We start from the raw sequence: 19,997 nt of genomic DNA, 5'->3' as shown, positions 1-19,997 counted from the left end.
CAAGATCCTCCTCCCCCAAGGTTAGGCGTGTCGGTCGCTCAACGCAGACGCATCTCGACGCTGATCGCAGGCCGCTTTGCGCGGAGCGTACTCGCGCGCGCCAGCGGCGGCACGGTGGCGCTGTCGCGGCTGTGGCCGGGCCGTACCGATCGGCTGATCATCGCGCCGCACGATCTGCGGACCGCGGACGCCACCCGCGCGGCCGAAATCTATGCCGGCCGCTTCGTGTTCGCCGGCAAGATCGTGACCTGCCATGGACGCTCGATCTTCGATCTCGAGCCGCCCTCCGAAGATTGGGAAGTGGCGTTGCTCGGCTTCGGCTGGCTGCGGCATCTGCGCGCCGCCGATACCGCGCTGACCCGCGCCAACGCGCGCTCGCTGGTCGACGACTGGCTTTCTAATCCGGCACGCAGCCGGCCGCTCGAACGCCGCGCCGACGTGCTGGCGCGGCGCGTGATCTCGCTGTTGTCGCAGGCCCCATTGGTGCTCGGCGATACCGACGGAAAATTCTACCGGAAATATCTGCGCGGGCTGGCGCGCGAAATCCGCTATCTGCGCTTTGCGATGTTCGATATCGCCGACGGCGTGCCGCGGCTGCAGGTCCTGATCGCGCTGTGCTACGCCTCGCTGTGCCTCGCCAACCAGGCGCGGCATATCCGCACCGCGACACGGAAACTTTCCGACGAGCTGCAGCGGCAGATCCTTCCCGATGGCGGACACATCTCGCGCAATCCCGGCGCGCTGGTCGAGCTGCTCAGCGACCTGCTGCCGCTGCGTCAGACCTTCGCCGCGCGCAATATCGCGCCGCCGCCGGCGCTGCTCAACGCGATCGACCGCATGATGCCGATGCTGCGCTTCTTCCGTCACGGCGACGGCAGCTTTGCGCTGTTCAACGGCATGAGCAGCGCGCCGTCCGACCTGGTGGCGACCCTGCTCGCCTATGACGACACCCATGGCGTGCCGATGGCGCACATGCCGCATACCGGCTTTCAGCGCCTCGATGCCGGCGCGATGACTGTCATCATGGACACCGGCCCGCCGCCGCCGCCGAATGTCAGCCAGGACGCCCATGCCGGCTGCCTGGCGTTCGAACTGTCCTCCGGGCCGAGCCGGATCGTGATCAATTGCGGGATGCCGTCGACCGGCCGCGACAATTGGCGCACCTTTGCGCGCAGCACGGCGGCGCATTCGACCCTGACCTATCACGAGACGTCGTCCTGCCGGTTCGTCGAACAGTCGGCGATGAAGCGGCTGCTGCAGGGCTCGCCGATCATCAGCGGTCCCGCCACCGTGGAAAGCTATCGCGAGGTGGTGGCGAACGGTGATCTCCTGACCACGTCGCATGACGGCTACCTGCCGCGATTTGGCGTCGTGCATCGCCGGGTGCTGATGGCCGCCCATGACGGCACGCGGCTCGACGGCGAGGACACCTTGTCGCCGGCGCCGGGGGCGCGAATCAAGGGCAACGAGACCGACTTCGCGGTGCGGTTTCACCTGCACCCTTCGGTGAAAGCGAGCCGCCTCAGCGATGCGCGTGGCGTGATGCTGGTGCTGCCCAACCGCGACGTCTGGACCTTCGAGGCGCTCGACGACAAGGTCGATCTGGAAGACAGCGTTTTCCTGGCCGGCAATGACGGCCCCCGTCGCACCGCCCAGATCGTGATCCGGCAGGATTCGCGTTCTGCCTCCTCCGTCCGCTGGAGCTTTGTGCGCTCGAGCACCTCGGCGGCGGCAACGACAGCAAGGCGCAACGCCCGCCGCGAGCCGGAATTGCCGCTGTAAGCCCTTCTCCAGCCCCGCATTTTTCAGGGGGCAGGAAGATTTCCACACATCGCCTTTTCCTGGCCTTTTCCTGGCCTTTTCCGGTTTCTTGCCGGTTTCTTGGCCGCCAAAACCGTGCTACCCGGCTGGCTTACCAGCCAGGAACATCCTTTCATGACAGACCATCCGCGCCGCGTGACCCGGGCTCTATTGTCCGTTTCCGACAAGACCGGGCTGATTGAATTTGCAAAGGCGCTGGCGGGCCATGGCGTCGAGCTGGTCTCCACCGGCGGCACCTCGAAGGCGATCGCCGCGGCCGGGCTGAAGGTCAGGGATGTCTCCGAGCTGACAGGTTTTCCCGAAATGATGGATGGCCGGGTCAAGACCCTGCATCCCAAGGTGCATGGCGGCCTGCTCGCGATCCGCGACAACAAGGACCATACGGATGCGATGAAGGCGCACGGGATTGCGCCGATCGATTTGCTGGTGGTCAACCTCTACCCGTTCGAGGCGACCGTCGACAAGGGCGCCGGCTACGAGGACTGCATCGAGAATATCGATATCGGCGGGCCGGCGATGATCCGCGCCGCCGCCAAGAATCATGACGACGTCGCGGTCGTGGTCGAGGCCAGCGACTATCAGGCGGTGCTCGACGAACTCGCCGCCAACAAGGGCGCCACCTCGCTGGGGCTGCGCCGCCGCCTGGCCGCCAAGGCCTATGCCCGCACTGCCGCCTATGACGCCGCGATCTCGAACTGGTTTGCGCGCGAGCTCAAGAACGATGCGCCGGATTTCCGCGCCTTCGGCGGCCGGCTGATCCAGTCGCTGCGCTACGGCGAGAACCCGCACCAGACCGCGGCATTCTATGCGACGCCGGACAAACGGCCGGGCGTTGCCACCGCGCGGCAGTTGCAGGGCCGCGAACTCTCCTACAACAACATCAACGACACCGATGCGGCCTATGAATGCGTCGGCGAGTTTGACGCCAGGCGCACCGCCGCCTGCGTCATCGTCAAGCACGCCAATCCCTGCGGCGTCGCCGAGGGCAGCGACCTGCTGTCGGCCTATCGCAAGGCGCTGGCCTGCGATTCGACCTCGGCCTATGGCGGCATCGTGGCGCTGAACCGCACGCTCGATGCCGATGCCGCGCGCGCCATCACCGAAATCTTCACCGAAGTGATCATCGCACCCGATGCGACCGAAGAAGCCATCGCCATCGTCGCCGGCCGCCGGAACTTGCGGCTGCTGCTGGCCGGCGGATTGCCCGACCCGCGCACGGTGGGCCTGACCGCAAAGACCGTCGCCGGCGGCATGCTGGTGCAAAGCCGCGACAACGCCGTAGTCGACGACATGACGCTGAAGGTCGCGACCAAACGCGCGCCGTCGGACGCCGAGCTGCGCGATCTCAAATTCGCGTTCCGCGTCGCCAAGCACGTCAAGTCGAACACGATCATCTACGCCAAGGATCTTGCCACCGTCGGCATCGGCGCCGGCCAGATGAGCCGGGTCGATTCCGCCCGCATCGCCGCGCGCAAGGCATTGGATGCAGCGGCCGAGCTAAAACTCGCCGAACCCCTGACCAGGGGTTCCGTAGTCGCCTCCGACGCATTCTTCCCCTTCGCTGACGGCATGCTGGCCTGCATCGAAGCCGGCGCCACCGCGGTGATCCAGCCCGGCGGCTCGGTACGCGACGATGAAGTGATCAAGGCCGCCGACGACCACGGCATCGCCATGGTGTTTACGGGCGTGCGGCATTTCAGGCATTGAGCCCCCACGGCGTCATCCTGAGGTGCTCGGCGCGCTTGCGCCGGTCCTCGAAGGATGGGCAGCGCGCTGCCCGTCCGTCGCCCTTCGAGGCTCGCAAGTGCTCGCACCTCAGAGCGTGTGAATGTTTTGATTCCAGGCATTTGCAACGGCTGACGCTGTATGATTCCATCGATGTGGTAGCTGAATCGGTGAGCTTGCGATGGCCGACGAAGGTTTGTTCGAGGAATTGCCCGAACAGAAGAGACCGCAACCGGAGGGCCGCGGTACGCCGCGGCTGCGGGTTCCGGAGCGCAGCCAGATCGATACGCATTGGGCGTCGCTGGACGATCTGATACCGGATGACCATCCGGTACGGGCGGTCTGGTCCTTTGTTCAAGGACTTGATCTGTCGGCGCTCCACGAAGCGATCAAAGCCCGCGAAGGGCAGCCGGGCCATCCGCCGGCTGCGCCGGAGTTGCTGATGGCGCTCTGGCTATGGGCCACGGTCGATGGCGTCGGCAGCGCCCGCCGGCTGGATCAATTGTGTCGGGATCATCTGGTTTACCGCTGGCTGTGCGGCGGCGTCTCCATGAACTATCACAGCCTGTCCGACTTCCGGATCGCGCATCGGGCGGTCCTGGATCAGCTGCTGGCGCGCGGTGTCGCCTCGCTGGTGGAAGCCGGATTGGTGTCGCTGGATATCCTGGCGCAGGACGGATTGCGGGTGCGCGCATCTACCGGAACGGGCTCGTTCCGCCGGCGCAAACGGCTGGAGGAACTGCGGACGGCGGCGCAGGCACGGGTGGCTCGGCTGCGCGCCGAACTCGAAGCTGACCCCGGCTCAGGCGACAAGGTGCGGCGCGCGGCGCAAGAACGGGCGGCGCGCGAACGCGAGGCCCGCATCGTGGCGGCTCAGGAGCGCATGCAGGAGCTGGAGGCCGAACGGGCCCGCCGGAAGAATACCAACAAGCAGGAAGTGGCCAAGCAGAAGGAGCCGCGGGCTTCGACGACGGACGCCGAGGCCCGGGTGATGAAGATGGCCGATGGCGGCTTCCGTCCCGCCTACAACATGCAAATTGTGGCTGAGCCGACCAGCCAGCTGATTGTCGCTGTCGATATCGACACCAGCGGCTCGGATCGCGGCTTGGCGCGCCCGGCAATCGAGGGCTTGCGCGCCCGCGACTGCAGGCCTTCCGACTATCTGGTCGACGGCGGGTTCACCAAAAACGACGATATCGAGTGGACGCATGCAACCGGTACGACGTTGTGGTGTCCGCCTGGGCATACCAAGCACGGCACCGATCCGTATGCGCCGAAGCCGGGCGACAGTGTAGCGGTGGCCGATTGGCGCAAGCGCATGGGGAGCGATCTCGGCAAAAACATCTATCGACGCAGAGCTGAGCACGAGTGCATCAATGCCTATGCCCGGCGCATGGGGCTCCAGCAGATCACGGTCCGCGGCAAAGACAAGGCACGCACGGTCCTGCTCTGGTTCGCGCTGGCCCACAACATGATGTGCAGCTTCAGATTACGTGCCGCAGCCCAGGTTCCGGCATAACAACGGGAGACAAAGGGCAGAAAAGCCGCACTCCCAATCAACTCACAATCGAGCCGCCGGCTCGAACCAGCCGAGCCGGCGGACCCGAAGATGCTTACCAACGGCTCCCCGCAGGATACATTCTCAGCCTCTCAGGGTGACGGACTACGAGGCACTGTTACCCTCGCCAGCAACGCCAGCCCCGCCACGAAAAACACCACCAGCACCGCCATGCCCGCTTTCTGGCTCGCGGTGACCTCCGTGATCAGGCCGATCAGCAGCGGGCCGATGAACGAGGTGACCTTTCCGGTCAGCGCGAACAGCCCGAAATATTGCGCGATGCGATCTTTTGGCGCGAGGCGAATGAGCAACGTGCGCGACGCGGCCTGCAGCGGGCCGCCGGCGGCGCCGATCAGGCATCCGAGCACGAGATAGGCGCGCTCGGCGGCGCCGGAAAACAGCGCGCTACCCGGCTGCGGCGCGGCGACCTTCACGAACAGAATCGAATCCTTGTCGACCAGCAGAATGGCAGCGATCGACAGCAACAGGATCAGCATGCTGCCGGCGATGACCCGTTTCGGCCCGAGCCTGTCGTCGAGCTTGCCGCCGAGCCACGCGCCCAAAGTGCCGGCGATCGCGAGAATAATTCCGAACGTGCCGATCTGGATCGTGTACCAGCCGAAGGTGCCCGCGGCGTAGATGCCGCCGAACGCGAACAGCGACACCAGCCCGTCGGTATAGATCATGTTGGCGAGCAGGAACATCGCCATCGATTTTCGCTGCGGCAGTTCGCCGAGCGTTTGCTTCAGCTCGATCAGTCCTTCGCGCAGCGCCTCGCGTGTCGGATGTTTTGCGGGATAGTCCGGCGTCAGCAAAAACATCGGCAGCACGAAGATGATGAACCAGATCCCGGTCAAGGGACCCGTGATGCGATCGCCCTGATGCGTGACGGGGTCGAGGCCGAACAGCGGCGCAAATCCAAACAATGTTCGCCCGGTTTCCGGGCTGGCGGCGAGGAAACCGAGCACCAGGATCAGGCTGATAATGCCGCCGACATAGCCGGTGGCCCAGCCGGTGCCGGACAGCCGGCCGATCTGGTTCGGCGGCACCAGCGTCGGCATCATCGCGTTGTTGAACACGGTGGCGAATTCGGCGCCGACGCTTGCGATCGAATAGGCCAGCAGCAGCGCTGGAATGATGCCGGGATCGCCGGGCTTGCCGATCCACATCAGGCAGGAGCCGATCACCAGCAGCGCGCCGAATCCCGCGATCCACGGTTTGCGGCGGCCGCTGGCATCGGCAATCGCACCCAGCACCGGCGACAGCAGCGCAATCGCGAGGCCCGCGGCCGCGGTGGCAAATCCCCACAATGCCTGTCCGCTCGCCGGGTCCGGCGCTACGAAGCTGGTGAAATAAGGCGCAAATATAAAGGTCGTGATCAGCGTGAAATAGGGCTGCGCGGCCCAATCGAAGAAGATCCAGCTGATGACGGCGGCGCGGCGCGGATATTGTTGCGGAATATCCGCATGAATTGCCTCCGAAGCCATCACCGCCATACCAGAAATATCCTTTTGAGGTCACGAGAAGGCGTTTTGCCTGTCGCGATGGAACCCATATAGCATCCGTCGACGGCATTTGCCGTCGTTGCGTAGCGCCACTCCGGCTTCAACTGCGGCGGATTTTTGATGAACTTTCTTGCAGCCCGATGGCGTAAAATAATCCTGGTCGCCGCATTGCTGTTCGCGAGTTGGCCGATTGCCGACGCGCAGGAACGCCGCCGCGATTTCTACGCGCCCGCGCCGCTGGAATCCATTCATGCCGTTCCCGCCGAGTTCGGCATGGTGGTGGCGCAGGAGAAACTCGGTGCGCAAATCGGCGCCGACATTCTGCGGCAGGGCGGCAATGCCGTCGATGCCGCGGTCGCCACCGGCTTTGCGATGGCGGTGAGTTATCCGCGCGCCGGAAATATCGGCGGCGGCGGCTTCATGGTGATCCACTCGGCCGAACGCAACGAGGACGTCGCGATCGATTATCGCGAGACCGCACCGGCGGCGACCACGTCGGATATTTTCTTAGGGACAGACGGCAAACCCGACACCGACAAGTCGCGCAATTCCGCGCTCGGCATCGGCGTGCCCGGCACGGTTGCCGGACTGGCGCTGGCGCTGGAAAAATACGGCTCCGGCCATTTCACGCTGGCCCAGATCGTCAAGCCCGCGATCGATCTCGCGCGCGACGGCTTTGTGGTCGCCGATGACACCGCCGACACCTTGCCGGACCTGTATCGCCGCATGGCGCGCTGGCCGAACTCGGCCAAGACCTTTTCCCATGTCGACGGCAGTCCGCTGCACGATGGCGACAGGCTGATCCAGAACGATCTGGCGGCGACGCTTACCGCGATTGCCGAGCAGGGCCCGCGCGGGTTTTACGAGGGGCCGGTCGCCGAGAAACTCGTGAAGTCGGTCAAGGACGCCGGCGGCATCATGACGCTGGACGATCTCAAATCGTACCAGGCCGTGATCCGCGCGCCGGTGCGCGGCAGCTATCGCGGCTATGGCATCGTGTCGATGCCGCTGCCGTCGTCCGGCGGCACCGTACTGCTGGAATCGCTGAATATCCTCGAAGGGTTTCCAATTGCCGACATCAAGCAGGGCTCCGCGCCTTCGCTGCATCTGATGATCGAGGCGATGAAACGCGCCTATGCCGACCGCGCGCGCTATCTCGGCGATCCCGCCTTCGTCAACGCGCCGACCGACATCCTGCTTGCCAAGGATTACGCAGCCAAACAGCGCGCCAGCATCGATCCCGCACGCGCGACGCCATGGACCGACAAGATTGCCGCCGCGCCGCCGCACGAGGGCAGCAACACCACGCATTATTCCGTCGTCGACTCCAGAGGCAACGCGGTCAGCAACACCTATACGCTGAACTTCCCCTATGGCGTCGGCCTCGTCGCCGACGGCACCGGCGTGCTGCTCAACAATGAGCTCGACGATTTCACCGCGGCGCCCGGCGCCTCCAACGCTTTCGGCCTGGTCGGGTTCGAGGCCAATCTGCCTGGTCCGGGAAAGCGGCCGCTGTCCTCGATGTCGCCGACCATCGTGCTGAAGGACGGCAAGCCGGTGCTGGTGACGGGCACGCCGGGCGGCAGCCGCATCATCTCGGCGGTGCTGCAGATCGTCGTCGATGTGCTGGATTACAAGATGGACGTCGCCGCGGCGGTAGCGGCGCCTCGCGTGCACCATCAATGGATGCCGGATGTCGTCCGGGTCGAGCATGGGTTCCCCGCGGACGTGCTCGATGAGTTGAAGGCAGAAGGCCATCAGGTGATCGAACCGCTGGGCCAGACCTCGGCCAATTCGATCGCCGTGATGCCGAACGGGTTGCTCGGCGCGCCCGATCCCCGGACCCGCGGGTCGGAGGCCGCGGGACAATAGACCGGTCGGGGGGATCGGCGTAGATTTGCGCTGCCCCGCTCAAACCGGCGGCGGGGGTGAGAGCAAAGCCGGCTAAAAGTTCTCCGGGGGAAACATCATGACCACAGCCGAACCTTCGGGCGCGATCGAAGTCGCCCCGATCGAAGACACCAGCCTTCTCGCCTTCTACCGCGACATGAACCTGCCGGAGCGGCGGACGTTCTGGGCCTGCGCCTCGGGCTGGGCGCTCGACGGCATGGATTTCATGATCTATCCGCTGGTGATCGGCACCATCATCGCGCTGTGGAAAGTCGATCCCGGCACCGCGGGTCTCGCCGGCACGGTGACGCTGCTGGCTTCCGCCGTCGGCGGCTGGCTCGGCGGCTATCTCGCCGACCGCATCGGCCGGGTGAAGACGCTGCAGCTTACGATCCTGTGGTTCTCGTTCTTCTCGCTGGTCTGCGCCGTGGTGCAGAATTTCGATCAGCTTCTGATCGCGCGGGCGCTGCTGGGCTTGGGCTTTGGCGGTGAGTGGGCCGCGGGTGCGGTGCTGATGGGCGAAGCGATCCGTCCGCAATACCGCGGACGCGCGGTGGGCTCGGTGCAATCCGGCTGGGCGGTCGGCTGGGGCCTTGCGGTGCTGGCGCAGGCGGTTCTGTTCTCCTATCTGCCGGCCGAGAGTGCGTGGCGCTGGATGTTCGTGATCGGCGCGCTGCCGGCGCTGCTGGTGTTTTATCTCCGGCGTTATGTCACCGAGCCCGAGATCGCCGCAGCGACCCGCGTCAAGCAGGCCGCAGAGGGCGACCGTCCCGCGATATGGGAGATTTTCAACGGCCCGATCCTGAAGACCACGATTCTGGCGTCGCTGATGGCGACGGGCTGCCAGGGCGGCTATTACGCCGTGACCTTCTGGGTGCCGCGGTTTCTCACCACCGAGCGCAAACTTTCGATCGTGAGCTCCACCGGCTATCTCTCGGCGCTAATCATCGGTTCGTTCATCGGCTATCTCGTCGGCGCCTGGCTTGCCGACCGCATCGGCCGGCGCAATCTGTTCCTGACGTTCTCGCTCGGCGCCATCGCGGTCGTGCTGCTCTATACCCAACTGCCGCTGAGCAACGAGTTGCTGTGGGTGCTGGGCTTCCCGCTCGGCTTCTTCGCGTCCGGCTATTTCTCCGGCGTCGGCGCGTTCCTCACCGAACTCTATCCGACCCGGCTGCGCGGCTCGGGCCAGGGCTTTTGCTACAATTTCGGCCGTGGCATCGGCGCGCTGTTTCCGTTCCTGGTCGGCTGGCTCTCGACCTCGACGACGCTGGCCAACGCGATCGCGATCTTTGCCGTCGCGGCCTACAGCGTGTTCTTCCTCGCCGCCTTCGCGCTGCCGGAAACCCGTGGCCGGGTGCTGCACGCGGACGCGTGAGGCGATCTCCATCGCTCCCTCTCCCCTTTTGGGAGAGGGAGCCGACGGTCCCTGCGTTACTGACTGGAGGCTCCCATGACATCCCTCAAAGGCAAGACGCTGTTCATCTCCGGCGCCAGCCGTGGCATCGGGCTTGCGATCGCGCTGCGGGCGGCACGCGACGGCGCCAATGTCGCGATCGCCGCCAAGACCGCGGAGCCGCACCCGAAACTCAAGGGCACCATCTACACCGCCGCCGACGAGGTCCGCGCCGCCGGCGGCAAGGCGCTGCCGGTGCTGTGCGATATCCGGGACGAAGCGCAGGTCATGGCGGCGATCGACCAGACCGTCGCCGAATTCGGCGGCATCGATGTCTGCGTCAACAATGCCAGCGCCATCAGCCTGACCAACTCGCAAGCGACCGACATCAAGCGGTTCGACCTGATGATGGGAATCAACACCCGTGGCACCTTCATGGTGTCGAAATATTGCATCCCGCATTTGAAGAAGGCCGAAAACCCGCACATCCTGATGCTGTCGCCGCCGCTCGACATGAAGGCGAAATGGTTCGAGCATTCCACCGCCTACACCATGGCGAAGTTCGGCATGAGCATGTGCGTGCTGGGCTTATCGGGCGAACTGAGATCCGCCGGTATCGCAGTCAACGCGCTGTGGCCGCGCACCACGATCGCGACCGCCGCGGTCGGCAATCTCTTGGGCGGCGACGCCATGATGCGCGCCAGCCGCACGCCCGAGATCATGGGCGACGCGGCCTACGCGATCTTCACAAAGCCGTCGCGCGAATTCACCGGACATTTCTGCATCGACGACAAGCTGCTCTACGCCAGTGGCGTGCGCGACTTCGAGCCTTACCGGGTCGATCGTTCGGTACCGCTGATGTCGGATTTCTTCGTGCCCGACGACGATGTGCCGCCGCCCGGCGTCGCCGTGCAAGCGCTGCCTTCGGTTGGCGGAGCGCAGAAGGCGGGCTAGAACCGCTTCGCCGTTATCGGCGGCGGGAGAGGCGCGTGGGCTGGCGAAAATGGACCGCGATCGGGCTGGTGCTGGCGGTGCCGCTGGCGGCCGGCATCGCCTTCCGTCCCGTGACAGGCGAAGGATGATCGTTCACCGCCCGATCGTGTACGGCCCGCCTTTTTCCAGCGCGCGTATATAGGCCGGGCGGGCCTGGATGCGGTCAACGAACGCCATCGCCTTGGGATGGCCGACCTCCAGCCCGCCACGCGCGGCGGCTGCTTCAAGCGGAAAGCTCATCTGGATGTCGGCGCCGGAGAATTCGGCGCCGGCGAACCATTCGCTCTTGCCGAGTTCGCTTTCCCAGAACGCCATGTGCTGCTTCAGCTGCGGATTGACCAGCGTGGTCAGCGCCTGGTTGGAGACTTTTCGCACCAGCGGCCGCAGCAGCGCCGGCGCGCGCTTCGGCATCAGCGTGAACAGCAGTTTCAACAGCAGCGGCGGCATCGCTGAGCCTTCCGCATAATGCAGCCAATAGGTGTAGCGCAGCCGCTCCGGCGTGTTCGGCGGCGGGATCAGGCGGCCATTGCCATAGGTGCCGATGATGTATTCGGCGATCGCGCCGGATTCGGCGATGGTGTTGCCGTTGTCGGTGATGACGGGCGATTTCCCGAGCGGATGAATGTCGCGCAGCTCTTTCGGCGCGCGCATATCGGGCTGACGCTGATAGCGCACGATGTCGTAGGGAACGCCGAGCTCTTCGAGCAGCCACAGCACGCGCTGCGAGCGCGAATTGTTGAGATGATGAACGGTCAGCATCGATGTCCCCCGAGTATTAGCGCGTCGCGCCCGGGCTTGGTGCCAGCCGGGGGCGGGAAAGTCGAGACACCAGGCGAGGACTGATATATTTACCCGGGTGATATTGACATATCAATTTATCCGGGTAAATATAGATTTGAGGAAATTCAGGTTCACCCGATGATGCAGACAACCCGCCCCCAGTTCACCGCCTTCACGGGCCAGCAACGCCTGGTCACAGGTCCACTCGCCGAAGTAGCACTTGCGGTCATGAAGGCGTCCAGAAAGGCGGCTTCAGCGCCGATCGTGATCTTTGACGATGCAACCGGCCGGCCGATCGATCTGGACCTCCGCGGCACCGAACGCGATATCGTCGCGCGCCTGCCGCAATCCGATTCGAATCCGCAACCCGCCGACGATCAGGCGGCGCTGGAACCGCGCGGGCGCGGACGGCCCAAACTCGGCGTCGTCGCCCGCGAAGTGACGCTGTTGCCGCGGCATTGGGAATGGCTCGCCGCACAGCCCGGCGGGGCATCGGTGGCATTGCGGAAACTCGTCGACGAAGCAAGGCGCGCGAGCGGAGACATCGATCGCGCCCGCGCCGCACGAGATGCGGCCTATCATTTCATGTCTGACATGGCCGGCAATCTCGCTGGCTTCGAGGAAGCCTCGCGGGCGTTGTTTGCGGATGATCGGCGTCGGTTCACCGGGCTGATTGCCGGCTGGCCGGGCGATATCCGCGATCACATCGTCAAGCTCGCCTTCAGCGATCGCGCCGAACCGCCATAGCCGCGACCGGCCTCTAACCCCTTCGCCAAAAACCTCTCGCCCCCGCGCACCGCATCGGTGCGCGGCATCGATGTGTTACTCCGATCGACAGGAACAATCATTCTCGATTCTGGCAGCGCCTCCGCGCGAATCATGATGCTGACGCTGCCGCCGGGTTTTGTCTGCAGGGGCTGATTCGGTTCTCGACTCCCTGCGTCCACAGTATTATGCGCATCATGATACTGTGGACGCGCCACGCCCGTTGCGCCACAATATGGCAAAGACATCAGGGAGACCGCCGTGAGCACCAATCCGCAATTCCTGTTCGATTTCGGCAGCCCCAACGCCTTTCTCAGCCATGAGGCGATCCCGGCGATCGAAAAGCGCACCGGCGCGAAATTCGAATATGTCCCGATCCTGCTCGGCGGCATTTTCAAGGCCACCAACAACAAATCGCCGGCCGAGACACTGGCCGGCGTCAAGAACAAACCCGAATTTCAAATGCTGGAGACCGAGCGCTTCGTCAAGCGCTTCAACGTCAAACCCTACGTCTGGAATCCGTTCTTCCCGATCAACACGCTGAACCTGATGCGCGCCGCGGTCGCGGCGCAATTCGAGGGCGTATTGGCTGAATATGTCGACGCAGCGTTTCATCATATGTGGGTCGAGCCGAAGAAGATGGACGATCCGGAAGTGGCGGCCAAGGCGCTGGCGTCGTCCGGGCTCGATGCGGCAAAGCTGCTGGCCCGCTCGCAAGATGCCGACGTCAAGGCAAAGCTGATCGAGAACACGCAAGGCGCGGTCGAACGCGGCGCCTTCGGTTCGCCGACGTTCTTTGTCGGCAAGGAAATGTTCTTCGGCAAGGAGCAATTGCGCGAAGTCGAGGAATTGGTTTCGGGGAAGTAATCGCTTCCGTCATTGCGAGCGAAGCGAAGCAATCCATCAGGCCGCAAAGCAAGTGTGGATTGCTTCGTCGCGAACGCTCCTCGCAATGACGGGATAAGGAGCACACCAAATGCAAAAGCGAAACGCCACCTGCGCCGTGATCGGCGCCGGCGATTATATCGGCGGCGAGATTGCCAAGAAATTCGCCGCCGAAGGGTTTACGGTGTTCGCCGGCCGGCGCGACGGCGCCAAGCTCGAGCCGCTGGTCGGGGAGATCGAGGCCGCCGGCGGATCGATCGTGGCGCGCACGCTCGATGCCCGGAAGGAAGACGAGGTTGCCACCTTCCTCAACGACGCCGACAAGCACGCGCCGCTGGAAATCTGCATCTTCAATGTCGGCGCCAACGTCAATTTCCCGATTCTGGAGACCACCGACCGGGTGTTCCGAAAAGTCTGGGAAATGGCCTGCTGGGCCGGCTTCCTGGCCGGCCGCGAAGCGGCGCGGCTGATGCTGCCGCGCGGCCAGGGCAATATCTTCTTCACTGGCGCCACCGCTTCGTTGCGCGGCGGCAGCGGCTATGCGGCGTTTGCCAGCGCGAAATTCGGGCTTCGCGCCGTGGCGCAATCGATGGCGCGCGAGCTCGGGCCGAAGAACATCCATGTCGCGCATCTGATCATCGATTCCGGCGTCGACACCGCCTGGGTGCGCGAGCGCCGCGAACAGCTCTGGGGCAAGGAAGCGCTCGACAATCCCTATCTGCTGATGCCGCCGGCTTCCGTCGCGGCCTCCTACTGGCAATTGTACCAGCAGCCGCGCAGCGCCTGGACCTTTGAGCTCGAGATCCGGCCGTTTGGGGAAAAGTGGTGAATGTAACACTTCTCCGTTATTCGTCATGGCCGGGCAAAAGCGCGAAGCGCGTCGTTATGATAGACAACCCGGCCATCCACGTCTTGCTTGTTGCAACGCTGCTAAGACGTGGATGCCCGGGACAAGCCCGGGCATGACGAGAGTTTAACAAGGTCCGGTAAAAACAGGGCCGTCTAATATTGGAGAGTTGATCAATGCGCGTTCTCGTGGTCGGTGCCGGCGCTATCGGCGGATATTTTGGCGGCAGGTTGCTTGAGGCCGGGCGCGAGGTGACGTTTCTGGTCCGCCCGAAGCGCGCCGCCGAGCTCGCCGGTGCGGGCCTCGTGATCAAGAGCCCTAACGGCGACGTGACGCTGAAGAACCCGCCGACGGTGCAGGCCGACAAGCTCGCCGAAAAGTTCGATGTCGTGCTGCTGAGCTGCAAGGCGTTCGATCTCGACGATGCGATCAAATCCTTTGCGCCCGCCGTCGGACAGCAAACCGCGATCATTCCGCTGCTCAACGGCATGCTGCACCTCAACGTGCTCGACGGAAAATTCGGCAACGAGCGCGTGCTCGGCGGTCTCTGCGCGATTGCCGCAACGCTCAACGAGGCGCGCGAGGTGGTTCAACTGGCGCCGCTGCAGTCGCTCAATTTCGGCGAACGCGACGGCGGCATGTCGGAGCGGGTTCGCGCCATCGCGGAGGTTTTTTCCAGCGTTGCCGGTGCGGCGGCGAGCGAACACGTCATGCAGGACATGTGGGAGAAATGGGTGTTCCTCGCCTCGCTCGCAGCTTCAACCTGCCTGATGCGCACCTCGGTCGGCAATATTTTGGCGGCGACCGGCGGCAAGGATTTTCTGCTCGGCATGCTCGACGAGTGCAGCGCGATCTCCGCCGCCGAAGGCTTTGCGCCGGGCGGGACGTTCTTCCAGCGCACCCGCGGCCTGCTGACAGCGGAAGGCTCGCCGATGACCGCGTCGATGTTCCGTGACGTCAAGGCGGGGCTGCCGGTCGAGGCCGATCACGTGATCGGCGATCTCGTGGCCCGCGCCGACGCCGCCAAGATCCCGGTGCCGAAACTGCGCATCGCCTACACCCATCTCAAGGCGTATGAGAAGCAGCGGGGCTGACTCGCAGCTTGCGGCCGCGCTCCAAACTCTAGCGTCGTCCCTGCCTAGCATTACAGTTGCTTTTTTTGCGGGCTTCTGAATCCATGGGCAACCATGATTCGAATGTCGTGGGCGCGGGCCGCGTCGGTTGAGGAGACGCTTGCGTTGTGGGCGGCGTCGCTTCGAGAGATCAAGCAACGGATACGTCCGTTGTTCACGCAAGAGCGTGTTGCGACGAATGCAGGTCTATTCCTGGAAGGTCTGCTCGGAGATGAGCAGCGCAAGACCGGTTGGATGCGCGCGGAGGCGGCTGGCGATCCCGGCCCATGGCGGCAGCAGGCGATTCTGGGTCGTGGAGACTGGGACGCCGATGCCCTGCGCGATATCGTGCGCGACTACGTCATCGAGCATTTGGCGGATGACGATGCGGTGCTGGTGATCGACGAGACCGGTTTTCTCAAACAGGGCAAAGCGTCATGCGGAGTGGCGCGGCAATACACTGGTTCGGCAGGGAAGATCACGAACTGCCAGATCGGCGTCTTCGCTGCCTACGTTTCGCGTCATGGCCATGCGTTCATCGATCGCGCGTTGTATCTCCCGAAGGAATGGACCGACGATCCGGATCGTCTGGAAGCCGCATATGTGCCTGCCGATGTCGGCTTTGCGACCAAACCAAGGCTTGCGACGAGAATGATCGCACGCGCGATAGCCGCGTCTGTACCATTCAGGTGGGTTGCCGGCGATACCGTCTACGGTGTTGGCAACATCGAACAGCAGCTACGTCGGGCAGGCAAAGGCTACGTGCTTGGGGTCAGCAGCGCTCATGTGTTTCGATCCTGGGGCAAGCGACCGCCGGTCGCCGGTACGGCTGCAGACCTCGCCCGGACGCGGCACTCATCCGACTGGAAGCGCCTGTCGGCGGGAGCCGGAACCAAAGGACCGCGGCTGCACGATTGGTGTTATCTCGAATTGGCCGATCTCGAGGCCGAGCAGTTCAACAGTGCAAATGACGGTTTGTGGACACGCGGTCTACTGATCCGTCGTCGCATCGCCGATGATGACCTCGCCTTCTTCACCACCTGGTGCCCAGCGGGAACAGCCCTTGAAACGCTGGTCGCGGTCGAAGGCCATCGATGGGCGATCGAGGACGGCTTTGAAACCGCGAAAAACGAGTTCGGGCTCGATCACAACGAGAGCAGATCCTGGCATGGCTGGCACCGTCATGTGTCCTTGGTGATGCTCGCCTTCGCCATGATGGCCGCGATCCGACATCGCGCCAATCCGCCACCGCCCAAAAAAACGAAACGGCGCCCCCCGGCAAAAGCCAAAGCATAACCACCCCACCACTGATCCGTTGGTCAATCCAGGAAATCCGCCGCATTGCCATCAGACTTGCGCGAAAGCGGATTCAACCCGCACACATCATCGCATGGTCTTTTTGGCGCAGAGCTCACCAGGCTGCCGCTCAACGCGCCCACTTCAAATCAAAAAAGCAACTGTAATGCTAGTGCGCAATTGCGCACGGGAGCAGGGACCCATACGCCGAGACCTATCGAGTTAAGGCAGGGCGGTTTGACAACTTCCGCAACATTTTGAAGACGGTGGTTATGGGTCCCTGCTTTCGCAGGGACGACAGGCATTTGCGGCAACTACAAATGCGCCAGATAATGCGCGAGCGCTTCGATCTCTTCTTCGCTCAGGGGATAGGCGACATCGGCCATCGCGGCCTGGCCGCCGCCGGATCGCACGCCTGATTTGTAGTCGTGCAGCGCCTTGAGGAGATAGTCCTCGCGCTGGCCGGCGATGCGCGCGACCGCCTTGGTCCCGGCATAGCTATCGGTGTGGCATGAGGCGCAGCGCCGTCCGGCGGCGGCCTGCTTGCCCTTCTCGGACAGATCCGGATTGTCGTCCTTCGGGCCTTGCGGCGGCGTCAGCGATGAAAAATAGGCCCCGAGATTCCTGATGTCCTCGTTGTTGATTTGCTCGACGACGGGCTGCATCTGCTCGTTCTTGCGGCTGCCGGCGCGGAAATACACCAATTGCCACTGGACGAACTGATCCTGCTGGCCGGCCAGCGAGGGAATGTTTTCGGTTTGCGAAATGCCGTTGTCGCCGTGACAGCCGGCGCACAGCTCGGCCTTTTCCTTGCCGGCGGCGACATCGGCGGCGTGCGCGAACGATCCGCTGGTGATTGCTCCCAGCAAGGCCCCAACTAAAGCTATCCGCATTTCGGTTCCACCGCGTTCGTCATTCCGGGATGCGCCACTTTGGCGCAGGCCCGGAATCCATACTCACGATCGTGGTTATGGATTCCGGGCTCGCTCGTTTTACTCGCGCCCGGAATGACGACATTTGTTTGTCAGGCGCGACGCAAACTGCACCGTTAAAAACGCGAAACTGCGGTCACTCGTTCCCGAGCAACCGCAGCCTCTGATTTTTCAGCCCTTATTTCTTGTAGCTGATGCGGTAGATCGCGCCGGCCCAGTCGTCGGCAACGAGAATCGAACCATCCTTGTCGAGGATGATGTCGGCGGGGCGGCCGAGATAGCCCTGGTCGCCTTCGAGCCAGCCGGAAGCAAACACTTCCTGCTTGGCATTCTTGCCGTCCGGACCGACGTTGACGCGCACGATCCGCGCGCCCTGGTACTTATGCCGGTTCCAGGAGCCGTGTTCGGCGATCAGGATCGCGTTCTTGTACTCCGGCGGGAACTGATTGCCGGTATAGAACTTCATGCCGAGCGGAGCGACATGGGCGCCGAGATTGAGCACGGGCGGGGTGAACTCCGAGCACTTGTGACCCATCGCGAACTTGGTGTCTTCCAGATTGCCCTGATGGCAATAGGGATAGCCGAAATGCTCGCCGATCTTCGAGATCATGTTCAGCTTGTCTGAGGGCAAATCGTCGCTGATCCAGTCGCGGGCGTTTTCGGTGAACCAGTATTTGCCGGAGCGCGGATCGACGTCGCCGCCGACGCTGTTGCGGACGCCGAGCGCGTAGATTTCGGCGTTGCCGGTCTTGGGATCGACGCGGCGGATCTGCGACACGCTGGTCGGGGGAATGCCGATGTTGAAGGGAGGTCCGAACGGGATATAGAACCGGCCTTCACTGTCCGCGGCCAGATACTTCCAGCCATGCGCGGCGTAGGACGGCATGTCGTCATAGACCACCTTGCCGTCGCCGAGCTTGTCGAGATTGGCCTCGGCGTTGTCGTACCGGATCAGCTTGTCGACCGCGATGACGTAGAGCGCGCCGTCCTTGAAGGCGAGGCCGGTCGGCATGTTGAGGCCCTTGAGGATGGTCTTGACCTCTTTCTTGCCGCCATTGTCCTTGATCGCATAGACGTTGCCGAGGCCGAAGGAGCCGACAAACAGCGTGCCCTTGTCGCCCCAGGCCATCTGCCGCGCCGCCAGCACGTTGGAGGCATAGACCTCGATCTTGAAGCCCGGCGGCAGCTTGATCTTCTTCATCAGCGTCGCGAGTTCGGCGTCGGAAGAGCCGGTCGGCGGACCGGACGGCGGCGCCAGGCCCTTCTGGGCCTCGGTCTCATCGCCGAGGAACCAGTCGTCCGGCGGATGGGTCCAGAATTCCTTGGTGCCGGACTCGTATTTCTTCAGCGGTTTTTGCTGTGCGTTGGCCTGGCCGGCCCCCGCGACAAGCGCGATCGCCGCGAGCGCAAGAATAGATCGATTGAAAGCCGATTTCATCGCGTCACTCTCCCTGTGCAGCCTGATAGCTGCTGTTATTGATTGAACGCCCCGAAAGACGATTGGTGGTCTGGGTGAAGTGGTTCAGACCGGAAAATCGTAGCACATCCCAAGCGCGAGAGAAGCGCGCCTTGCGCGGCCCTGTCAGGTCAAAACAAATTGAGGAAAAATTTCTTTGCGCAGGGTCTGCTTTGAGGCGATTTTGCGACGGCCGATTTGCGACGGACCGCGCTGCACCGCAATATTCGCCGGGAGCGAACGCCTGTTATGATCGCACGCTGCTGCTTGCGCATTCGGCGGGCTGCCACACAGGAGCTGACCGTTGCGCGTTTTCGTTCTCGGTGGGACGGGCTCGATCGGCTCGGCGGTGGTGCGCGAACTCGTCGCGCGCAGGCTTGAGGTTTTGGGCCTGGCGCGATCCGATGCGGCGGCAAAACTTGGCGAATTCGGGGCGACCGCCATCGCCGGCAATATCGCTTTTCCCCCGCCATGGATCGGAAAGCTTGCCGGCATCGATGCGGTGATTCACGCGGCCTGCGATTTCAGCACCGACATGGAGGCAATCGAGCGTCGCCTGCTCGACGCATTGTTGCCCGCGCTCGCCAGGCAGGCGAACAAGCCGCGCTTCATCTACACCGGCGGCTGCTGGCTGTTCGGCGCGACTGGCGACGAGGTTGCGACCGAACAGACGCCGTTCAATCCCCTGTCCGCATTCGCATGGATGGTGCCGCATTTGCAGCGCGTTCTCGCCGCACCCGGCATCGACGGCATCGTGATTCATCCAGCGATGGTCTACGCGCCACGCGGCGGTGTCTTCCATCGCGAGGCCTGCGACGCGATCGCCGCCGAACTCGGCGAATGGGCGCGCGGCTACGCGCTCGATCAGCGGCTGAGCGGCGCGAAGGCGCAGCGCGAGCTTGGCTGGCGGCCGAAGCATCTGGATCCCGAAAGTGAGATCGCTACGCTTGCTTGAATGTCGGGCCGCGCCGAGCGCGCCACAAAACGAAAAGCCCGCTTGTCTGCGGGCTTTCGTCAAACTCTGCCAATTTCCAAG

Annotated in this window: 16 protein-coding genes; 12 read left to right on the top strand and 4 right to left on the bottom strand. The window is 63.8% G+C overall.

What is annotated here, in order from left to right; genetic code table 11:
• Positions 1–27 precede the first annotated feature (27 nt).
• From NL528_RS01485 to NL528_RS01475, 3 genes are all read left to right on the top strand, one after another.
• A complete protein-coding gene (locus tag NL528_RS01485) occupies positions 28–1,782 on the top strand; it encodes a heparinase II/III family protein (RefSeq protein ID WP_309180986.1) in 1,755 nt (584 codons plus the stop codon).
• Positions 1,783–1,935: 153 nt separating this feature from the next.
• Entirely contained in the window at positions 1,936–3,528 is a 1,593-nt protein-coding gene (gene purH / locus NL528_RS01480) for a bifunctional phosphoribosylaminoimidazolecarboxamide formyltransferase/IMP cyclohydrolase (RefSeq protein WP_309180985.1), read from the top strand.
• Positions 3,529–3,727: 199 nt separating this feature from the next.
• Positions 3,728–5,065 (top strand): IS1182 family transposase, encoded by a 1,338-nt coding sequence (locus tag NL528_RS01475; protein ID WP_309176618.1) that lies wholly within the window; start codon positions 3,728–3,730, stop codon positions 5,063–5,065.
• Positions 5,066–5,196: 131 nt separating this feature from the next.
• Here the strand turns inward: NL528_RS01475 and NL528_RS01470 are convergent, their stop codons facing one another.
• Positions 5,197–6,600, bottom strand: a complete 1,404-nt coding sequence (locus NL528_RS01470) for an MFS transporter (RefSeq protein ID WP_309180984.1) — start codon at positions 6,598–6,600, stop codon at positions 5,197–5,199.
• 129 nt (positions 6,601–6,729) lie between these two features.
• On the opposite strand from NL528_RS01470, the gene ggt reads away from it, so the two are divergent.
• From ggt to NL528_RS01455, 3 genes are all read left to right on the top strand, one after another.
• Positions 6,730–8,481, top strand: a complete 1,752-nt coding sequence (gene ggt, locus NL528_RS01465) for a gamma-glutamyltransferase (RefSeq protein ID WP_309180983.1) — start codon at positions 6,730–6,732, stop codon at positions 8,479–8,481.
• A gap of 97 nt (positions 8,482–8,578) precedes the next feature.
• The gene (locus tag NL528_RS01460; RefSeq protein WP_309180982.1) at positions 8,579–9,877 is read left to right on the top strand and encodes an MFS transporter; all 1,299 of its coding nucleotides are present in this window, start codon (positions 8,579–8,581) and stop codon (positions 9,875–9,877) included.
• 75 nt (positions 9,878–9,952) lie between these two features.
• Positions 9,953–10,849: an NAD(P)-dependent oxidoreductase gene (locus NL528_RS01455; protein WP_309180981.1), complete on the top strand. Its 897-nt coding sequence runs from the start codon at positions 9,953–9,955 to the stop codon at positions 10,847–10,849.
• A gap of 132 nt (positions 10,850–10,981) precedes the next feature.
• Here the strand turns inward: NL528_RS01455 and NL528_RS01450 are convergent, their stop codons facing one another.
• Positions 10,982–11,647, bottom strand: coding sequence for a glutathione S-transferase (locus NL528_RS01450; RefSeq protein WP_309180980.1), 666 nt, complete (start codon positions 11,645–11,647; stop codon positions 10,982–10,984).
• A gap of 159 nt (positions 11,648–11,806) precedes the next feature.
• On the opposite strand from NL528_RS01450, the gene NL528_RS01445 reads away from it, so the two are divergent.
• The 5 genes from NL528_RS01445 to NL528_RS01425 all read left to right on the top strand — a co-directional run bounded on the left by NL528_RS01445 (position 11,807) and on the right by NL528_RS01425 (position 16,573).
• On the top strand, positions 11,807–12,415 hold the full coding sequence (locus tag NL528_RS01445) for a DUF2239 family protein (RefSeq protein ID WP_309180979.1): 609 nt from the start codon (positions 11,807–11,809) through the stop codon (positions 12,413–12,415).
• Positions 12,416–12,694: 279 nt separating this feature from the next.
• Positions 12,695–13,300 carry a 2-hydroxychromene-2-carboxylate isomerase gene (locus NL528_RS01440; protein ID WP_309180978.1) on the top strand — a complete coding sequence of 202 codons (606 nt, stop codon included), beginning with the start codon at positions 12,695–12,697 and terminating at the stop codon, positions 13,298–13,300.
• Between the two features lie 109 nt (positions 13,301–13,409).
• Complete coding sequence (locus NL528_RS01435) at positions 13,410–14,147, top strand: SDR family oxidoreductase (RefSeq protein WP_309180977.1); 738 nt, start codon at positions 13,410–13,412, stop codon at positions 14,145–14,147.
• A gap of 194 nt (positions 14,148–14,341) precedes the next feature.
• Positions 14,342–15,259, top strand: coding sequence for a 2-dehydropantoate 2-reductase (gene panE, locus NL528_RS01430; RefSeq protein WP_309180976.1), 918 nt, complete (start codon positions 14,342–14,344; stop codon positions 15,257–15,259).
• A gap of 93 nt (positions 15,260–15,352) precedes the next feature.
• A complete protein-coding gene (locus NL528_RS01425) occupies positions 15,353–16,573 on the top strand; it encodes an IS701 family transposase (RefSeq protein WP_309176641.1) in 1,221 nt (406 codons plus the stop codon).
• A gap of 314 nt (positions 16,574–16,887) precedes the next feature.
• On the opposite strand, the gene NL528_RS01420 is transcribed toward NL528_RS01425, so the two are convergent.
• Both NL528_RS01420 and NL528_RS01415 read right to left on the bottom strand, forming a co-directional pair.
• Positions 16,888–17,466 (bottom strand): c-type cytochrome, encoded by a 579-nt coding sequence (locus NL528_RS01420; protein ID WP_309180975.1) that lies wholly within the window; start codon positions 17,464–17,466, stop codon positions 16,888–16,890.
• 217 nt (positions 17,467–17,683) lie between these two features.
• On the bottom strand, positions 17,684–18,943 hold the full coding sequence (locus NL528_RS01415) for a PQQ-dependent sugar dehydrogenase (RefSeq protein ID WP_309180974.1): 1,260 nt from the start codon (positions 18,941–18,943) through the stop codon (positions 17,684–17,686).
• Positions 18,944–19,265: 322 nt separating this feature from the next.
• Here NL528_RS01415 and NL528_RS01410 point away from each other — a divergent pair, with 322 nt between their 5' ends.
• Positions 19,266–19,916, top strand: coding sequence for an NAD-dependent epimerase/dehydratase family protein (locus NL528_RS01410; protein WP_309180973.1), 651 nt, complete (start codon positions 19,266–19,268; stop codon positions 19,914–19,916).
• Positions 19,917–19,997 lie beyond the last annotated feature (81 nt).

Source organism: Bradyrhizobium sp. Ash2021 (assembly GCF_031202265.1).
Lineage (GTDB): Bacteria > Pseudomonadota > Alphaproteobacteria > Rhizobiales > Xanthobacteraceae > Bradyrhizobium.
Note: the sequence above shows the minus strand (reverse complement) of the source record. Positions and strands in the feature narration are given on the sequence as shown.